7 protein-coding genes are annotated in these 16,419 nt (G+C 41.3%); 6 read left to right on the top strand and 1 reads right to left on the bottom strand.

Translation table 11 applies throughout. The features are described from left to right. The first annotated feature begins 1,066 nt into the window (after positions 1-1,066). From HDC90_RS00795 to HDC90_RS00785, 3 genes are read left to right on the top strand one after another with little or no spacing between them, the layout of a single operon-like run. A complete protein-coding gene (locus HDC90_RS00795) occupies positions 1,067-4,426 on the top strand; it encodes a TonB-dependent receptor (RefSeq protein ID WP_255497428.1) in 3,360 nt (1,119 codons plus the stop codon). A 12-nt stretch (positions 4,427-4,438) separates the two neighbouring features. Beyond that, entirely contained in the window at positions 4,439-5,929 is a 1,491-nt protein-coding gene (locus HDC90_RS00790) for a RagB/SusD family nutrient uptake outer membrane protein (RefSeq protein WP_184462869.1), read from the top strand. Positions 5,930-5,967: 38 nt separating this feature from the next. Beyond that, positions 5,968-7,350, top strand: coding sequence for an arylsulfatase (locus HDC90_RS00785; RefSeq protein ID WP_184462867.1), 1,383 nt, complete (start codon positions 5,968-5,970; stop codon positions 7,348-7,350). A 17-nt stretch (positions 7,351-7,367) separates the two neighbouring features. On the opposite strand, the gene HDC90_RS00780 is transcribed toward HDC90_RS00785, so the two are convergent. Then, positions 7,368-8,600: an alpha/beta hydrolase-fold protein gene (locus HDC90_RS00780; protein WP_184462865.1), complete on the bottom strand. Its 1,233-nt coding sequence runs from the start codon at positions 8,598-8,600 to the stop codon at positions 7,368-7,370. Positions 8,601-9,259: 659 nt separating this feature from the next. Here HDC90_RS00780 and HDC90_RS00775 point away from each other — a divergent pair. From HDC90_RS00775 to HDC90_RS00765, 3 genes are read left to right on the top strand one after another with little or no spacing between them, the layout of a single operon-like run. Continuing rightward, positions 9,260-12,331: a TonB-dependent receptor gene (locus tag HDC90_RS00775; protein ID WP_184462863.1), complete on the top strand. Its 3,072-nt coding sequence runs from the start codon at positions 9,260-9,262 to the stop codon at positions 12,329-12,331. Positions 12,332-12,350: 19 nt separating this feature from the next. Beyond that, the gene (locus tag HDC90_RS00770; protein ID WP_184462861.1) at positions 12,351-13,688 is read left to right on the top strand and encodes a RagB/SusD family nutrient uptake outer membrane protein; all 1,338 of its coding nucleotides are present in this window, start codon (positions 12,351-12,353) and stop codon (positions 13,686-13,688) included. Between the two features lie 17 nt (positions 13,689-13,705). Then, the gene (locus HDC90_RS00765) at positions 13,706-16,381 is read left to right on the top strand and encodes a M14 family zinc carboxypeptidase (RefSeq protein ID WP_184462859.1); all 2,676 of its coding nucleotides are present in this window, start codon (positions 13,706-13,708) and stop codon (positions 16,379-16,381) included. Positions 16,382-16,419 lie beyond the last annotated feature (38 nt).

Here is a 16,419-nt window from a genome sequence, read left to right as displayed (position 1 = left end):
TTTTTTAAAAAGGCTATAAAAACTATAGAATTTATAGTTTATTTTTTCACGGTGTATTTAATCTGAAATAAAGTTTAAGGTTTTCTTTGGATTAAAACTGATAGGGGTATTTATTCTAGGTTTTTAAGCCGCGGTGCTGAGGAGGATATTCTCACCTCTTTACGGTCTTTGGGAGAGGAGAACTTATAAAACAGCAGCCAATAAGTGATGGCCATAATCAACATACCTAAGAGCGCACTGATTACATCATTCCTTTTCATACACGCTTTGTAACAAAAAAGATGCCGACTCGGGCACGAAGTTCTTAATAATTGAAATCTGTTTTGTTTTTGTCAATTTCTAAACTTTCTTGATCGAGGATCGGAAACCTGTATTTTAGAAAAGTGTACAATGTGATTTTTTTTGTAAACAGAAAAGATAGAAATAATAAAATCAACTGTTGTTAAGGATCAGCAGTTTTCAATGCAATATCGGTCACAAGGTCTGAAACTAATTTTTAAGAAAGATAGGTTGACTCAATATGGAAGAGGTCTAGCATTCACATTTGATATTCAATAAGGCAAATTGTTTTATGAATTGGATAATTTTTATTCCAATAAATTATTATGCCATCGTTGCCGGAAGTCAAAAAATTATGAAAAAGGTAATTTTTGTTAAAAATTTGTGCGACATGCTAAGATAATATAATTTTGACTACTTATACTATAGATTATATATGCTTTATGCTTGTCAAAACCTTCGTCCCTCTCCCTATCTCAATATCCCAGATACAGTCCTACCTAAATTGCAAACAAACTCTTATTCAAACTAATGTGTAATAAAATGAGATAAAAAATTCTATTAAGAAAGGAGCGTACAAAACAGAAGATACTTACTGAATATATTAAGGGGAAATGCATTGCTGCATCCTCCCCAGATTTCGACCATTTAACCGGAGATCAATTGGCGTTGCATCCGGTCAATTTATTTAATGATCATGTTAAATTTATGAATTCTACATGGAATTTTTCATAATAAGTGGAAATAAACCATTGTAATTTCATAATTGACATAAACTAATATAATTATGAAAATAAGCGGAAGGTCCTGGAAGGATTCTCACATCGCAGCTTTATCGAAAACATTTTTGCGCACAGGATTAGCCGGAATCTTTCTGATTTCCGCTATTTTACAGGTCTCGGCAAAAAATAAAGGCAAACATTACCATCTCCACCATCATACTCTTTCTGGCGTAGCCATTATGGCGGCACCGAAAACATTTAATACTGTCCCTACAAGATTAACCACCATAAAAGGAAGGGTAACAGATGAAAAAAATCTTCCTCTGCCTGGTGTAAGCGTCAGGCTTAAAGGAACAGCCCAGGTAGTATCTACAAATCCTGATGGCGAATTTCAGGTAGCTACCGAACAGCGCCAGCCCACTTTAATTTTTACCTATGTGGGATATAGGACACAAGAAGTACTTTACAAAGGAGAGGTGCTTTCTGTAAAACTTGAGCCCGACCAAAGTAAGCTAGAAGAAATACTTGTGGTAGGTTACGGAACACAAAAGAAAAGTGATGTGTTGGGTTCTGTGGCCACATTTAATGCCAAGGCTGTTGATGAAAAACCGATTTCGAGGATCGAACAGGCGCTAATTGGACAAATGGCAGGCGTGCAGGTAAGGCAACAAACCGGTATGCCGGGAGCAGGATTGAGCATTCAGGTACGTGGAGCAGGATCAATCACCGCTGGTAACGAACCGCTTTATGTTTTAGATGGCTTTCCTTTGGATATTGCCAGTCAAAATGCTGCGGGAGGTATCTCAAACAGCCCCCTCGATAACCTTAATCCTAATGATATTGAAAGTGTACAGGTATTAAAAGATGCAGCCGCAGGGGCTATTTACGGTTCGCGTGCCGCTAATGGCGTTGTGATTATTACTACAAAGAAAGGTGTTGCCGGAAGGCCCAAAATTAGTGTAAATGCAAAAGCAGGAACCAGTTCTGTATCAAGAAAGGTGGATATGCTAAGTGCTGATGAATGGGTTGCACAGGCAACAGAACTTGCCAACTCGGTCTGGGTAGCTTCGGGTACTGGTAGAACCGCCAGCCAGACTAATGCCGAAAGGGCTGCGATACTTGGACTTGCTGCCGGAACAATCAATACCTCATACATGACTGATCCAAGATGGGCGCAGGCCGGACACCCCGGACTTGATTACGTAGACTGGCAGGACGCTGTTTTTACACAGGCACCTTATCAAAATTATGAAGCCTCGGCAAGTGGAGGTACCGAAAATGTCAATTATTTTATCTCAGGTAATTACCTGAATCAAAATGGAACACTGCTCAATTCTAATTTTAAAAACTACGGATTAAGGGCAAATGTGGAGGCCAATGCGAGTAAAAAGTTAAAGTTCGGCATTAATCTCGCTCCATCATATTCCGTTAATAATGCACCACCTGCTGAAGGAAAGGACAACCAGCTGATGAATGCATTACAGATGGTACCTGTTGTAGAAAGTTCGGCCGGACTCAACACCGGAGCCTATGGAAACAGCACCTATACCTGGGCAAGTCCAAGACTCATCAGTCCATATGCTTATCTGGAAACCGCAATAAATAATATTAAAACTTCGCGGTTGCTGGCCTCCGTGTATGCAGATTACCAGATTATCAGGGGGCTCTCCTTAAGATCGAGCGTAAACTATGATAATGTAGACAGAAATACATCGCAATATACATCTGATCAGGTAACTGTGGGTGCTGCATCGGCCTTGTTAACCAACCCCGGACTTTATTCAACAGGCGCTTATATTGTAAACAAGAAACAAAATTTTTTAAATGAGAATACTTTGAGTTACTCGACTACTATTGCCGGTGTGCATAAAATTTCGGCTATTGCAGGGGTATCTTATAATATTGTACATGCTGAAGGCGTAAGACTCGCTACAGCTGGCGGTTTTGCTAACGATATTATTAAAACATTAAGTAATGCAATTGCCAATTCGGCAGGGGTAACTACTACCGGAACTTCTACAGCCGCTAACAACACACTGTTTTCTTATTATAGCAGGCTTCAGTATGCTTTTAAAGATAGGTACCTGTTATCCGGGACCATTAGAAGGGATGCCTCTTCTAAATTTGGCACGGAAAACCGTTGGGGAACCTTTCCTTCGGTATCTGCAGGATGGAAAATTTCAGAAGAGTCTTTCTTAAAGGATGTAAAAGCAATTAGTGAGCTAAAACTTAGACTCAGCTGGGGTAAATCTGGTAATAATAACATTGGCGATTACAATGCAATCAGTACACTCGTAAATTCGAATTATGTTTTTGGCGGCAATACACCTACAACCGCTACGGGCCAGGTAGTTTCCGGACTGGCCAATAAGGCACTAAAATGGGAAACTTCAAGCACCTACGATCTTGGTTTGGATTTGAGCTTGCTCGCCAACCGGATCAATTTCACTTTTGATGCTTACCATAAAAAAAATAGTGATCTTTTACTTAATCTGCCCGTGTTATCTGCAAGCGGTTTCAGTACAAGTTTGCAAAATATTGGGGCGGTAGTAAACAAAGGTCTTGAATTTGGCCTGAATACCGTAAACCTAAAGACGGCACATTTTACCTGGGCAATGAGCGCCAATATAGCCTTTAACAAAAATACGGTTACAGATCTGGGGCCAACGCGTGCAGATATCGAGATTGCTTCTGCCTACAGTGGCAGCAACGCACCTTATCTGTTACGGGAAGGGCTTCCTGCATTCAGTTATTATATTACCAAAACGGATGGCATTCTTACAGCTGCAGATATTGCCAATCCGAGTGTAGCAAAAGTATCTGGACAAAAAGTCGGCGACGCCAAATATGTTGATAATAATGGAGATGGAAAAATCAGCGCAGCCGACAGGGTAGTGGGCGGGCAACCAGCTCCTAAGTACACCTGGGGTTGGACCAATACCTTTAAATATGGCGATTTTGACCTCGGAATACAGCTGTATGGCCAGCATGGGGGCTCCATACTGTCCTATCTCGGTCGGGCAATCGATTTTTCCGGCAGCACCACGGCAAACGTTCTTGGGGTTTGGAGAGATCATTGGTCGGTTTCCAACCCTGATCCAAATGCACCAAGGGGCAGGTTGGGTGCAAGTTACACCTATCCAAATGTAACATCCGACTGGGTGTATTCTACTGATTTTCTGCGGGTACAGAACATCACACTGGGTTATAACCTTAAGAAATTATTTAAAACCCCTGCAATTTCTTCAGCAAGAATATTTGTGTCGCTGGAAAATTATTTTTCTCATGATAAATATAAAGGGGGGGCAAATCCAGAGGCACAGAATACCAATGTAAGCGGCGATGGCAGCTACGCAATCTCAGGCGACTACGGATCGATGCCGTTGAGTAAAACAGCTTCAATAGGTGTAAATATTGGCTTTTAATAACGATACAAGATGAAAACGAAAATATACTTAATACTGTTCTCACTATTGCTGTTATTTGGCAGTTGCGAAAAACAGTTAAATCAAACTCCGGTGTCAAGTTTGGCAACGGATAACTTTTTTACCAATAATAACGACTTTCTTCAGGCCGTAAATGGGGTTTATTCGCAATTGAACAATTACCCAAGTCAGGCGTTGTTCCTTAGTGAAATGCGCAGTGATAATATAAATGCAACCTCTGATGGTAACCGCGACTGGGATGGCATCAACAACTTCACACCAAGCATTGCCACTACAGGATTTATTGCTACCGCCTGGAAAGCCAACTTCAACGGAATTTATAATGCCAATACAGTTTTGGCCGCACTGGAAACAAAAGGAAGTGTACTGACCAGTGCAAATGCGACACGCTACACTGCAGAAGTACGGTTCTTAAGGGCCTTCTATTATTTCTCGTTAGTAAGAACTTTTGGGCAGGTTCCATTAATCTCGTCAGTGAAGAGTGCTGTTGAGGTAGCAAGTATACCGCGTAGTCCTGTGGCCGATGTTTATGCCCTGATCGAGTCCGATCTGCAGTATGCAGCTGCAAATTTGCCTGCTGCTTTTACCGGACCTGATTTGGGAAGACCGACTTCTTATGCCGCAAAGGGGCTTTTGGGATTGGTTTATTTAACCAAATCCGGACCAACCTATGGTATTAATGGGCCAGGTCTCAATAGCAATGAATATGATAAGGCTGCGGCATTGTTTGAAGCCGTAATTACCGGAAGTCCATATAGCTTTATACCAGATTATGCCTCGATTTTTTCGTATGCAAAAGAAAACAATAGCGAAGTGGTATTTGATATCCAGTTTGCTTCCAGTTTAAACGGTGCAGGTTTTCCATCGCACCTGGTGCCAGTAGCCTACTGGACGAGCAACGGTATTTCCAACAGCTTTGGGAATGGTTATGGATCAAGCACATTCCCTGTATCGAAAAGTTTAGTGACCTCCTACACCACGAATACGGTAAGTGGAACAGATATCCGCTATCCTTTTAATGTGGCCACCACCTATACCGCTGGCCCTTTTATCAAAAAATATATCGATGTAACCAAAAAGGGGTTGTCAGGGAAAGACTGGCCAATTAATTTTATTGTATTGCGTTATACCGATATCTTGCTGATGAAGGCAGAATGTATTCTCCATGGAGCACCGGGCACCCAGGCAGATGTTGATGCGATCGTTAATAAAGTGAGGGCCAGGGCCGGGGTTGGTGCACTATCTAATGTAACCATCCCTATACTGATGCAGGAACGGCAGCGAGAATTTTTAGGTGAAGGGCTCCGTTGGAACGACCTGGTAAGAGAAGGTTTGGCCGTTTCGCAGATGAATGCCTGGAGAACTGCCGATGCAATAACAAAAATTAACGAAATTGTACCAAACTATGTAATTTACCCGGTTCCGGCAGCAGAAATTCAGACCGCACCTGGTCTGTATGTTCAAAATCCTGGCTACAATTAGGGGATATTTATTGAGATTAAAAATCAAAAGAATAAGTGATGAGAAGGAAGTTATTAATAATTGGTTTTTTGCTAACCTGTAACGCAGCAATTTTTGCGCAGCGGGCGCCTGGACAAAAGCCTAATATCGTTTTTATTTTGGCTGATGATTTGGGTTATGGAGATGTTGGTGTTTATGGACAACAAAAAATCTTAACACCCAACATTGATAAACTTGCAAAGGAAGGGACACAATTTACCGATTTTTATGCAGGGGCTCCGGTTTGTTCGCCATCCCGGGGCTCGATCCTTACTGGACTCCATACCGGGCATGCCACCATTAGGGGCAATGCCACCGAACAGGGAGGAATTGCTGGGAAAAAAGGTAAAAATGTAGTGTACAGGGCTAATCTGACCAAAGATGATTACACCATTGGAAACCTGTTACAAGATGCTGGATACAATACTTCGCTGGTAGGGAAATGGCATGTTGATGGATACGATTCTTTAGCTACGCCTTTACAGCGGGGTTTCGATAAGTTTTCGGGTTGGCTGATTAATATTCCTTCTACTTACACCAGTATCTACTGGCCCGATCACCGTTATATAAATGGAAAACTCGTAACTGTAGTACCAAATACCAATGAGAAAAGAGGTTACTATGAAACCAATATGTGTACTGATGAGGCGCTAGCTTATCTCAAAACTCAAAAGGATGGCAAGAAACCTTTTTTCCTGATGTTGAATTTCAATAATCCGCACTCTCCGCTTGATGTGCCAGACCAGGCCATTTATAAGCATATGAACTGGCCCGAGGATATGAAAACCTATGCCGCCATGGTTTATTATATGGATCAGGCCGTAGGCAAGGTTAAAGATTATTTGATTAAAAGCGGCTTATCGGAAAATACGATTGTTTTTTTCGCCTCTGACAATGGACCCAGATCTGAACCCACAAGCCAACTCAAGGCTGTTTCAGAATTTTTTGATTCAAACGGAAAATTAAAGGGATATAAACGAGATATGTACGAGGGAGGAATCAGGATTCCGTTTATTGCATGGGCTCCATTTCTCAAAAACGTACCCAAAATAAGTAATGTGCCAGGCTATTTTGCCGATATTATGCCAACTTTTGCGGAGATTGCCGGCAAAACCAGCGGATTTAAAACTGATGGGCTGAGTATTTATCCGGCTATTAAAGGCGAAAAACCTAAAAAAGACCGTTTCTTATATTGGGAATTTTTCGAACTGGGCTTTGAACAAGGGATACGCTACGGGCGATGGAAAGGAGTGAAAAGACACCATAAACTGGAACTTTATGATCTGAAGACAGATATTGGTGAAACAAATGATGTAGCAGCAAGCCATCCTGATATTGTTAAGCAGATTGAGGATTATCTTTTAACTGCAAGAACTGACTCTCCATATTGGACTGTGAAGTAGCATTTTAATATGGAGGGCTACCGTTTTTCTGAAATTCCTGTTAATTTAGCTTTTATTTTTTGTGAACCGGGGTTTAATGTAAGTGCCTTTTTGTAGCAAGTGGATGCTTTTGAACGATCGCCCTTTTTTAGGTATGCATCACCTAATTGGCTAAAAGCAGTTGGCGATGTAGGATAGTTTTGAGTATTCATTTCAAGTAAATCTATTGCATTATCAAGTGCTCCAGGCTGGCTTATTAAATACATGGCCATGTTGTTAATGCTTACTTCCGTTGGTATAACAGGATACCCATACCGTTTAGAAAGTTGCTGATAATGTTGCTTTACAGCGGCGGCATTCAATAATTTTGGATCCATCTGTGGTAGGTCCCATTGCTTGTAAATAAATCTTAAAGCATCGTAATAGGCCTTTATCGGTTCCGTCATGTGTATCTCTTCAGGATAGTAAACATATTTATGGTCTAAACCTGTTATCTTTTTTTGGGTTACTATAGAATCGAATTTTAAAAGAGCTGTATGAAAGGTTGATTTCGGTCCGCCTTCGTTCGCATCACTGTAAAAAACCATTTTATTTATAATCCGGTTGTTACTTAGCTTTTTATCAGCGAGGTTAAGTAAATATTCCTTATCCCACCAAAATGAAGGGCTTATGGCTATATAAGCACCAAACATATCTGGTTGTGTTAGTAAGCAATTTATTGTGGCGATGCCACCGAATGAGTGCCCCGCAAAAATTTTAAAAGTCTGTGTTTTGTAGTGGGCATCAACATAAGGGATCAGCTCACTACCAATAAACTTTAAAAAATTATTGCCACCACCACTTGGCTTAAACCGCGAATTTGAACTCGTATCAGGCTTTCCATCATAATCAAAAATGCTATGCGTTGGGGTAAGATCTCTTGTGCGGTTGGTATTGGGGATGCCAACTATAATCATCTCTGGCATAACATTTACATCTAAACGACTAAGGTAACGGCAATATTCTGCTATCATGCTAAAATGATTATCCCCGTCAAGTACGTATAATACCGGGTAACGCTTAGCGGGTAATAATGTATCTGCAGGGGGTGCATAAATATAAATTTTCCGGTCTTCACCCAATACTTTGGAGGGAAGTTTGATGATATCGGCCGATATAGGCTTGAAAACCGGATCGGTTTGGGCAAGTAAGCTTTTGGGAATTAATAGTATAAAAAAAATATATACCATGTTGTTTTTAAAATAACGCTTTAAGTAGTTGTTGTAAATCATACCGTTGAGTTTATTGGCCCGCAATTGAAATTACTATATTTTTATAAATAAAGAATTATTAGAACGCAACATTTTACTATCGCGTAAATAATGAATTTGTTGGGGGTATAATAAAAACTAAACTACTAATTTATTACCTAATGAACATTTGACCTTAGATTCGGTAAAATTTGATCCTCAACATCCATTATCCACAGCTGCTACTTGAAGCATTGTCTAATTTTCGGAACATTTTTTTGATTTTTTTTGTATGGAATAAATCAATATAACCAATAATAAAACTTGCTGGTGCTATATCTATTATACGTTGGTTTAAGGATATGTCAGAATATTATTCGCCTTTAGCTTGCTGTGGTTATGGCTGTGGGAAGCCCATATTTGCATACTAAGCTAATATTTAGTTAATTTGTCTACTAAATCCATAGAATTAATAGGTAATTAATTATGAAACAATTTTTATTCATCCCAACCTCTTTAACAAAGGTCATCAATTTTAGTCAGGAAACCATGCACTCAGCTTCTCTCCGGACGTGTTAAAAACTTAGGCTACTAAGAACCCGAGGCCAAATAAGGCTTTATATCTTTTAAATTTTAATTGTTCCTAAATGCCTGAAAAAGGCTTTATGGAATTGTTTTGCCCAAACATTCTAAAATCAAAAATGAAAAAAATCTATAAAAAGGGGGTTTACCTGTTTTTGTGCATCCTTTGGTCTACCGTGACCCTTGCCCAGGTAAATCCGACCATTAAATCGCAACTCAACGGTACCGTGGTTGATGCTGCTACAAACCTCCCTTTACCTGGCGCAGTGGTTAAGATTAAAGGGACTACCCACACTGTTTCTACAGATACCGATGGCAGGTTCAGCTTTGTAACCGGACAGAGTTTTCCTTATACCCTGATTGTTAGTTTTATCGGTTACGACCAGAAAGAGCTAACAGTAAACGGTAGTCCCGTTACCATCCGTCTTCAGGAGATCCAGAGTCAGCTGAATGATGTAGTGGTAACCGGTTATAGTACACAGGAACGTAAATATATTGCTGGCTCGATCAGCAGTGTAAGTGGATCAGTGGTACAGAACCAACCTTCAGGTGGTTTTAATCAATTACTGCAAGGTAAAACAACTGGTGTTCAGGTTTCTTCCAATTCTGGTGTTCCGGGTGGAGGCATAACTTTCCGTGTCCGTGGTAACAACTCAATCAATGCCTCGGTCGATCCACTTTATATCATCGATGGGGTATTTGTAAGCAATGCAGATCCGATTACCGCAGGGCTTGGTAACCAGGCAGCATCAAACCCAATTGCCGATCTTAACCCATCTGATATTGAAGATATTCAGATTTTAAAAGATGCCAATGCCACAGCTATTTATGGATCATTGGGGGCAAATGGGGTAATCATCGTAACCACAAAAAGGGGTAAACGAAATACCAAAGCCAATATTTCGCTCAATACTTTCCAGGGCTGGTCTACGGCAGTGAATAAATTCAAAGTGGCCAATGGGCCCGAAGTTGCACTTCTGACCAATGAATCGCGTATCAATACCGCTAAAGATAACGAACTTGATCCTTCAACCGTGGTACTTCCGTTCCCAAATCCTGAAAACCAGCCGACTTACGATCGGATCAGTGGGCTTTTCCGTACGGCAAGAAGTTCAAATTATGAAGTTTCTACCGTAGGTGGAACCGATCGCAGCACTTATTATATCAGCCTGGGTTACCTAAATCAAGAATCTATCGTAAAACCATCAGATTATACCAGGTATTCTGCACGTTTAAACTATGATACTTACCTTACCGATAAGTTAAAAGTAGGTACCAGTGTTAATTTTACCCGTTCTGACCGGAATCTGAGCGGAAGTGACAACAACCCTACTGGGGTAATCAATTCGGCACTTTTCCCTCGATCGTATCTGCCTATTTACAATAATGATGGCACATATGCCCGCTACGGAAGTTTTGACAATCATTTGGCACTGATCGAAAATCTGGATAGTAAAGCCGTTGGCTGGAGAACAATAGGTAATATTTATGGTGAATATACTTTTATCCCGGGATTAAAACTTCGCAGCAGCTGGAGTATAGACAATAGCAGTGAATATGATAACAGTTATTCGAGTACCCTGATCAGCGCAGGTTTTCCAACAAAAGGTGCTGCTTCTTCTATCGAAAACAAGAACCTGGTATTGACCAATGAGCAGGTATTGAGTTTCGTAAAATCATTTGGGGAAGGCAAAAAGCACAATATCAATGCTTTGGTTGGGAATACCTTGAATACCGTACTGAATGAGAGCACCTCCGCTACTGGAACAGGCTTTGCAGCTAACAGTTTGAGATCAATATCAGTTGCAGCTACGCGCAGCGGCTCGGCCTCTCGTGCAGAATCTAAACTGGTTTCATTTTTTAGTAAGGTGAGTTACACTTACGATGGCAAGTACACTATTGATGGGAGTATCCGTGCAGATGGGGCATCTAAGTTTGGAACCAATAACCGTTGGGGATATTTCCCATCCGGAGGGATTGCATGGAGATTAAGCCAGGAAGAGTTTATTAAAAACCTTAATTTTTTCGACGAGTTGAAGGTAAGGGCGAGTTTGGGCCTTTCTGGCAACCAGAACGGGATAGGGGCCTATGCAGCACAGGGATTATGGTCTTCAGGTGCCAATTATCTGGAACAGCCTGGTACAGCGCCATCGCAACTGGTTAACCCCGACCTGACCTGGGAAACGACCAGGCAGTTTAACATAGGTACAGAATTTGGGATTTTTAAAAACCGTTTAAGCATTGTAGCAGATTATTATAATAAATATACCTACGATCTGTTATTGAATGTCCCGGTACCTTATCGCTCAGGTTTTGCCTCTTACCTGCAGAATCATGGTGCAGTAAGAAATAAAGGCTTCGAACTTGGCATCAATTCAACTAATATCGAAACCGACGCTTTCCAATGGACAACCAATTTTAACATCTCTTTTAACAACAATAAAATCGAAAAACTGGCCTCTGATATTAGTCTGGGCGCGTCAGGAAGGAATATTTCTATCCTAAGACAGGGCTATGCCACCAATTCATTCCAGTTGTATAAACAGTTGTATGTTGACCCACAAACCGGTAATGCCGTTTACGAAGACGTAAATGGTGATGGTCTGATTACCTCTGCCGACCGGCAGATTGTTGGTAATGCCCTGCCAAAATATACTGGCGGATTGACCAATAATTTCACTTTCAAAGGATTTGACCTGAACTTTTTCTTTTATTTCCAGCAAGGTAACAACATCATGAACATGAACGACTTTTTTATGGTGCATGGTGGTACGCAGGCTAATATTGGTTTCTTACCCCGTCAGTTAGATCGCTGGCAAAAACCTGGAGATGTGACCGATATCCCAAGATTGACTACCTATAGCGGAAATCCTACACAAAATGGTGGTGCAGCCAATAACTATGGTGGTAATGTAGCCAGTCTTTCTTCACGTTATCTGGAAGATGGTTCTTTTATCCGTTTAAAAACCCTTACGTTGGGTTATACCCTTCCTAAAAACGTACTGCAGAGAATAGGGGTGAGTAAGTTAAGGGTTTACGCACAGGGAACAAACCTGCTCACCTTTACCAAGTATGGCGGATTAGATCCTGAAGTAAGTTCACAGTCCAATAACCAAAATACCGTGGGTTATGATTGGGCCACTGTTCCTCAGCCAAGAACTTTCCAGATCGGAGCCAGCGTAACATTTTAAGGATTTAAAGTTTTAAGAAATGAAAACATCATATATCAGAAATGCAGTTTTTTTAGCCGTTGTATTGTTATCGGTTTCCTGCAAAAAATACCTGGAAGAGTTACCCAATAATGCGCTTCAAACCGAAAGTGCTATTACAGACGTTAATACTGCCAGGGCTGCCATTATAGGCGCTTACGACCGCCTGCAAGGTTATTATGCATCGAGTTATCCAACACTGGGGACAATTACAACCGATAACGTTGTTTTTAACGGAACATTAAGTGAGTACCTCCAGCTTGATCAAAATGCAATTCCGACCGATAATGTGATTACAGTATCTGCCTATCAGGGTATATACCGGACAATAAACTCTGTTAACAGTGTCATTGCCGCTGTGCCTTCGATAAGTGATCCGTTGTTAACGGCCACAGAAAAAAACAGCATCCTTGGAGAGGCCTACTTTATCCGCGCATTGTCTTACTTCGATCTGGCAAGGGGCTGGGGAGGTGTTCAGCTTCAGTTGAAGCCAACAACTGATTTAAGTGTATTAAAAGGGATTAAGCGCAGCACATTAGATCAGACCTACGATCAGGTTTTGGCCGATCTGATACAGGCCGAGCAGTTGCTGCCTGAAGATGCAACCACTAGAAACCGCGCACAGAAAAGTGCTGCAAGGGCATTGCGAGCAAGGCTCCATCTTTATCGCAAACAATGGGCAGATGCAGAAACTTATGCCACACTGGTGATTAATAATGCCAAATACACATTGGTAAAACCTTATAAATCGTTTTTTACGGCACCTTTCCAGACAGCAGAATCGGTACTGGAACTGGCCTACTCTGTGAACGACAGGAACAGTTATTGGAACCTATGGTATCCAAGTTCCTTAGGAGGGCAATTTACACTAAAACCTTCCGATGCATTAGTCGCCAAGCTCAATAACCCGGCAATTGGTGGAACCAGGAATAGTCTTATTGCGGGTAGTGGAACTGCTATTTATGGTGTGCTTTATAATACTACGGCTACCAGTATAGATCCTTCTTATCTTATCCGTATCGCAGAACTTTATCTTATCCGGGCAGAGGCCAGGGCGCAGCAGAATAAGCTTTTAGATGCGGCTACTGATCTGAATGCGGTAAGAGCAAGAGCAGATGTAGGCCCAACCAGCGCCACAACACAGGTTGCATTGCTACAGGCCATTGAAGATGAAAATGGGGTAGAATTTGCCTTTGAGGCGCACAGGTGGTTTGATCTAGTTCGTACCGAAAGAGCAGGCGCCGTGCTAGGTATAAACAATAAAAACTTTTGGCTGTTCCCGATCCCATATTCAGATATACAATCAGATCCGGATGTAACCCAAAACCCAGGATATTAATTTTTTTAAAGATAAAAATGAAAAGAAACCTTCATTTGTTTAAGTTAATCATCGTACTAACGATAATCAGCATTCAGCAGGTAGTTGCACAGAACAGTTATTTCTTTCCGAAAGCGAAAGCACTCGACCCTAAAATTCCAACTCCAGAAGCTTTTCTGGGTTATCCTATCGGAACTTACTTTACACGGCATGACCAAGTGGTTTCCTACTTCCGTGAACTGGCAAAAGTATCGAACCGCATTCATGTTGAAGTGATCGGCAGGACCTATGAACAGCGTGAACAAATCATTGTAACAGTTACTGATCCATCAAATTATAGCAGGTTGGAACAGATCAGAACGGAACACCTCAGTCAGGTTGACCCATCTAAACCAGTATTGGGCAGCAATTCGCCTGTAATTATTAACCTGGGTTATGGTGTTCACGGAAATGAGACCTCCAGTACGGAGACAAGTCTTTTAACGGCTTATTATCTGGCTGCCAGCAACGATGCCGAAACGCAAAAATGGCTTTCTCAAGCGGTAATCTTTATCGATCCGTCCCTTAACCCCGATGGAAGGGATAGGGCGGCAAATTGGCACAATGCCTATCACTCTTTTCCGGCGGTTGGAGATCCACTTGATAAAGAACACCAGGAAGCCTGGCCAAATGGAAGGACAAACCATTATTTTACGGATCTGAACCGCGATTGGCTTAATCTTGTACAGGTAGAGAGCCGTAACCGCCTGGCATTTTTTCATAAATGGTATCCTAATGTACAGATCGATTTTCATGAGCAGGGAACAAATGCAACTTACTATTTTGAGCCAACGCCTAAGAATCACGAAAGTCCGATAATACCACAGTTCTTGTACGAATATCAAGTGATATTGGCTAAATATCATGCAAAAGCCCTTGATGATATCGGATCATTTTATTTTACGAAAGAGAATTATGATAATCTTTCCCCAATCTACGGATCAACCTATCCTAAATTCTTCGGGTCGGTGGCTGCCACGTTCGAGCAAGCCAGTTCGCGTGGAATTCTTCAGGAATCGAGCAATGGGCCATTAACTTTTGCTTTTACCATCCGCAACCATTTAACTACCAGTTTTTCAACTATCAGAGGCGCAGTAGAAGAAAAAAATGGGCTCTTTAAAGTTCAAAAAGATTTCTTTAAGTATGCCTTGGAACAAGGGCAGAAAAATCCTGCAAAAGGATTTGTATTTGGGGATAAGAATGATGTAAACCTGACCCAGAAGTTTTTAGGGCTATTGCTCCAGCATCATGTAGATGTTTATGAACTTCAAGACAACCTGAGCCAGGAGGGTAAAACTTTTGAAAAAGGAAAATCTTATGTTGTGCCTGCCGCACAGCCTAATTTTCTGATCGTTCACTCCATTTTTGAAGAGAATGCCTTAAAGGACAGCATATTTTATGATAATACAGGATGGAGTATCATTCATGCCTATGGCCTTAAATATGCCAAACTAAATGGGCCTTTTTCTAAAGGGGCTGTTGTTAAGGCGCCAGTGGCTGCATCCTCAAAAGTAGCGTTAGAGCGTTCAAATTATGCTTACCTCATCAATTCAAGTGATTTCAACTTTACCAAAGCCATCTATCAGTTACAATTGAAGGATATTTTGGTAAAAACAGCATTTAAATCATTTACGGCAAATACCTCTTCTGGTAAAAAGGCTTATCTGCCAGGAGCATTAGTTATTCCTGTAGTGGGCCAGCGTGTTTCTACCGATTCACTGTATTCGGCCCTGAACAGCGTTGCCAGAACAGCTAATATCGAAGTTAATGCCGTTTCCAGTGGTTTTAGTGCTGAAGGGATAGATCTGGGAAGCAGCAATATCCGTACAGTACGCAAACCGGAAGTTGCGCTGGCCTTTGGTCAGGGAGTGGCTGCTTCTGAGGCGGGTCAGGTATGGTTTCTGTTAAACCAGCAGCTCGATCTTCCAGTAACCAAACTGGATCTGCAGAACTTTGCAAAGGCGCCGCTTAACCGATATAATGTTCTTGTGCTTCCGGGTGGTAATTACAGCGCATGGGATAAAGCAACAGTGGATAAGATCAAAGCTTGGGTGAATGAGGGTGGCACTTTAATTACTTTCCAAACCGCAACGGCATGGGCAGTACAACAGGAAATCGTTAAAGAAAAACTTGCTGAAACAGATGTTTTTCAGAGAAGGGGTGAACTACCTGCGCAAGTAACAGCTCCGAAAACAAAGCCAGATGATGAAGTAAAAAAAGACCAAAAGATTACAGGTCCAGAATCTGTTGCAAAAACTGTAAAACCACTTAGTGAAAGACTCGACTATGCAAGGCAGGAAGACGTGGAAAGTTCAAAGCGTATTAATGGTGCAATATTTCAATCCGATCTGGATATTAGCCACCCAATCTCTTTTGGTGTAACCTCACGCAAGCTTTTTATCAATAAGAACGGGCCAACGTTACTACTACCAAGTGCTAATAAATACGCAACAGTTGCACAATATATCTCCAAACCTTTTATAAACGGCTACTCATCAAAGACCAATATTGCTAAGGTTGCCAATTCAGCAGCCATTATTGCAACAGGGGTTGGAAGTGGCGAAGCTATCCTTTTTGCTGATGATCCCACTTATAGAGGATATTGGCTTGGAACAGGAAGGTTGTTTTTAAACGCAATATTTTTTGGCGATTTACTGAACAACGGATATAGGTAATGTTTAAATTATAGGGTGCTGATTAATCTCCTGTACCT

Origin of the sequence: Pedobacter sp. AK013 (genome assembly GCF_014205835.1) — a bacterium.
Classification (GTDB): domain Bacteria; phylum Bacteroidota; class Bacteroidia; order Sphingobacteriales; family Sphingobacteriaceae; genus Pedobacter.
This window is presented reverse-complemented; position numbering and strand designations above follow the sequence as displayed.

Coding starts and splice junctions, on each gene's coding strand:
- HDC90_RS00765 (WP_184462859.1), top strand. CDS start 13,706: ATGAAAAGAAACCTTCATTTGTTTAAGTTAATCATCGTACTAACGATA.
- HDC90_RS00775 (WP_184462863.1), top strand. CDS start 9,260: ATGAAAAAAATCTATAAAAAGGGGGTTTACCTGTTTTTGTGCATCCTT.
- HDC90_RS00785 (WP_184462867.1), top strand. CDS start 5,968: ATGAGAAGGAAGTTATTAATAATTGGTTTTTTGCTAACCTGTAACGCA.
- HDC90_RS00770 (WP_184462861.1), top strand. CDS start 12,351: ATGAAAACATCATATATCAGAAATGCAGTTTTTTTAGCCGTTGTATTG.
- HDC90_RS00795 (WP_255497428.1), top strand. CDS start 1,067: ATGAAAATAAGCGGAAGGTCCTGGAAGGATTCTCACATCGCAGCTTTA.
- HDC90_RS00790 (WP_184462869.1), top strand. CDS start 4,439: ATGAAAACGAAAATATACTTAATACTGTTCTCACTATTGCTGTTATTT.
- HDC90_RS00780 (WP_184462865.1), bottom strand. CDS start 8,600: ATGATTTACAACAACTACTTAAAGCGTTATTTTAAAAACAACATGGTA.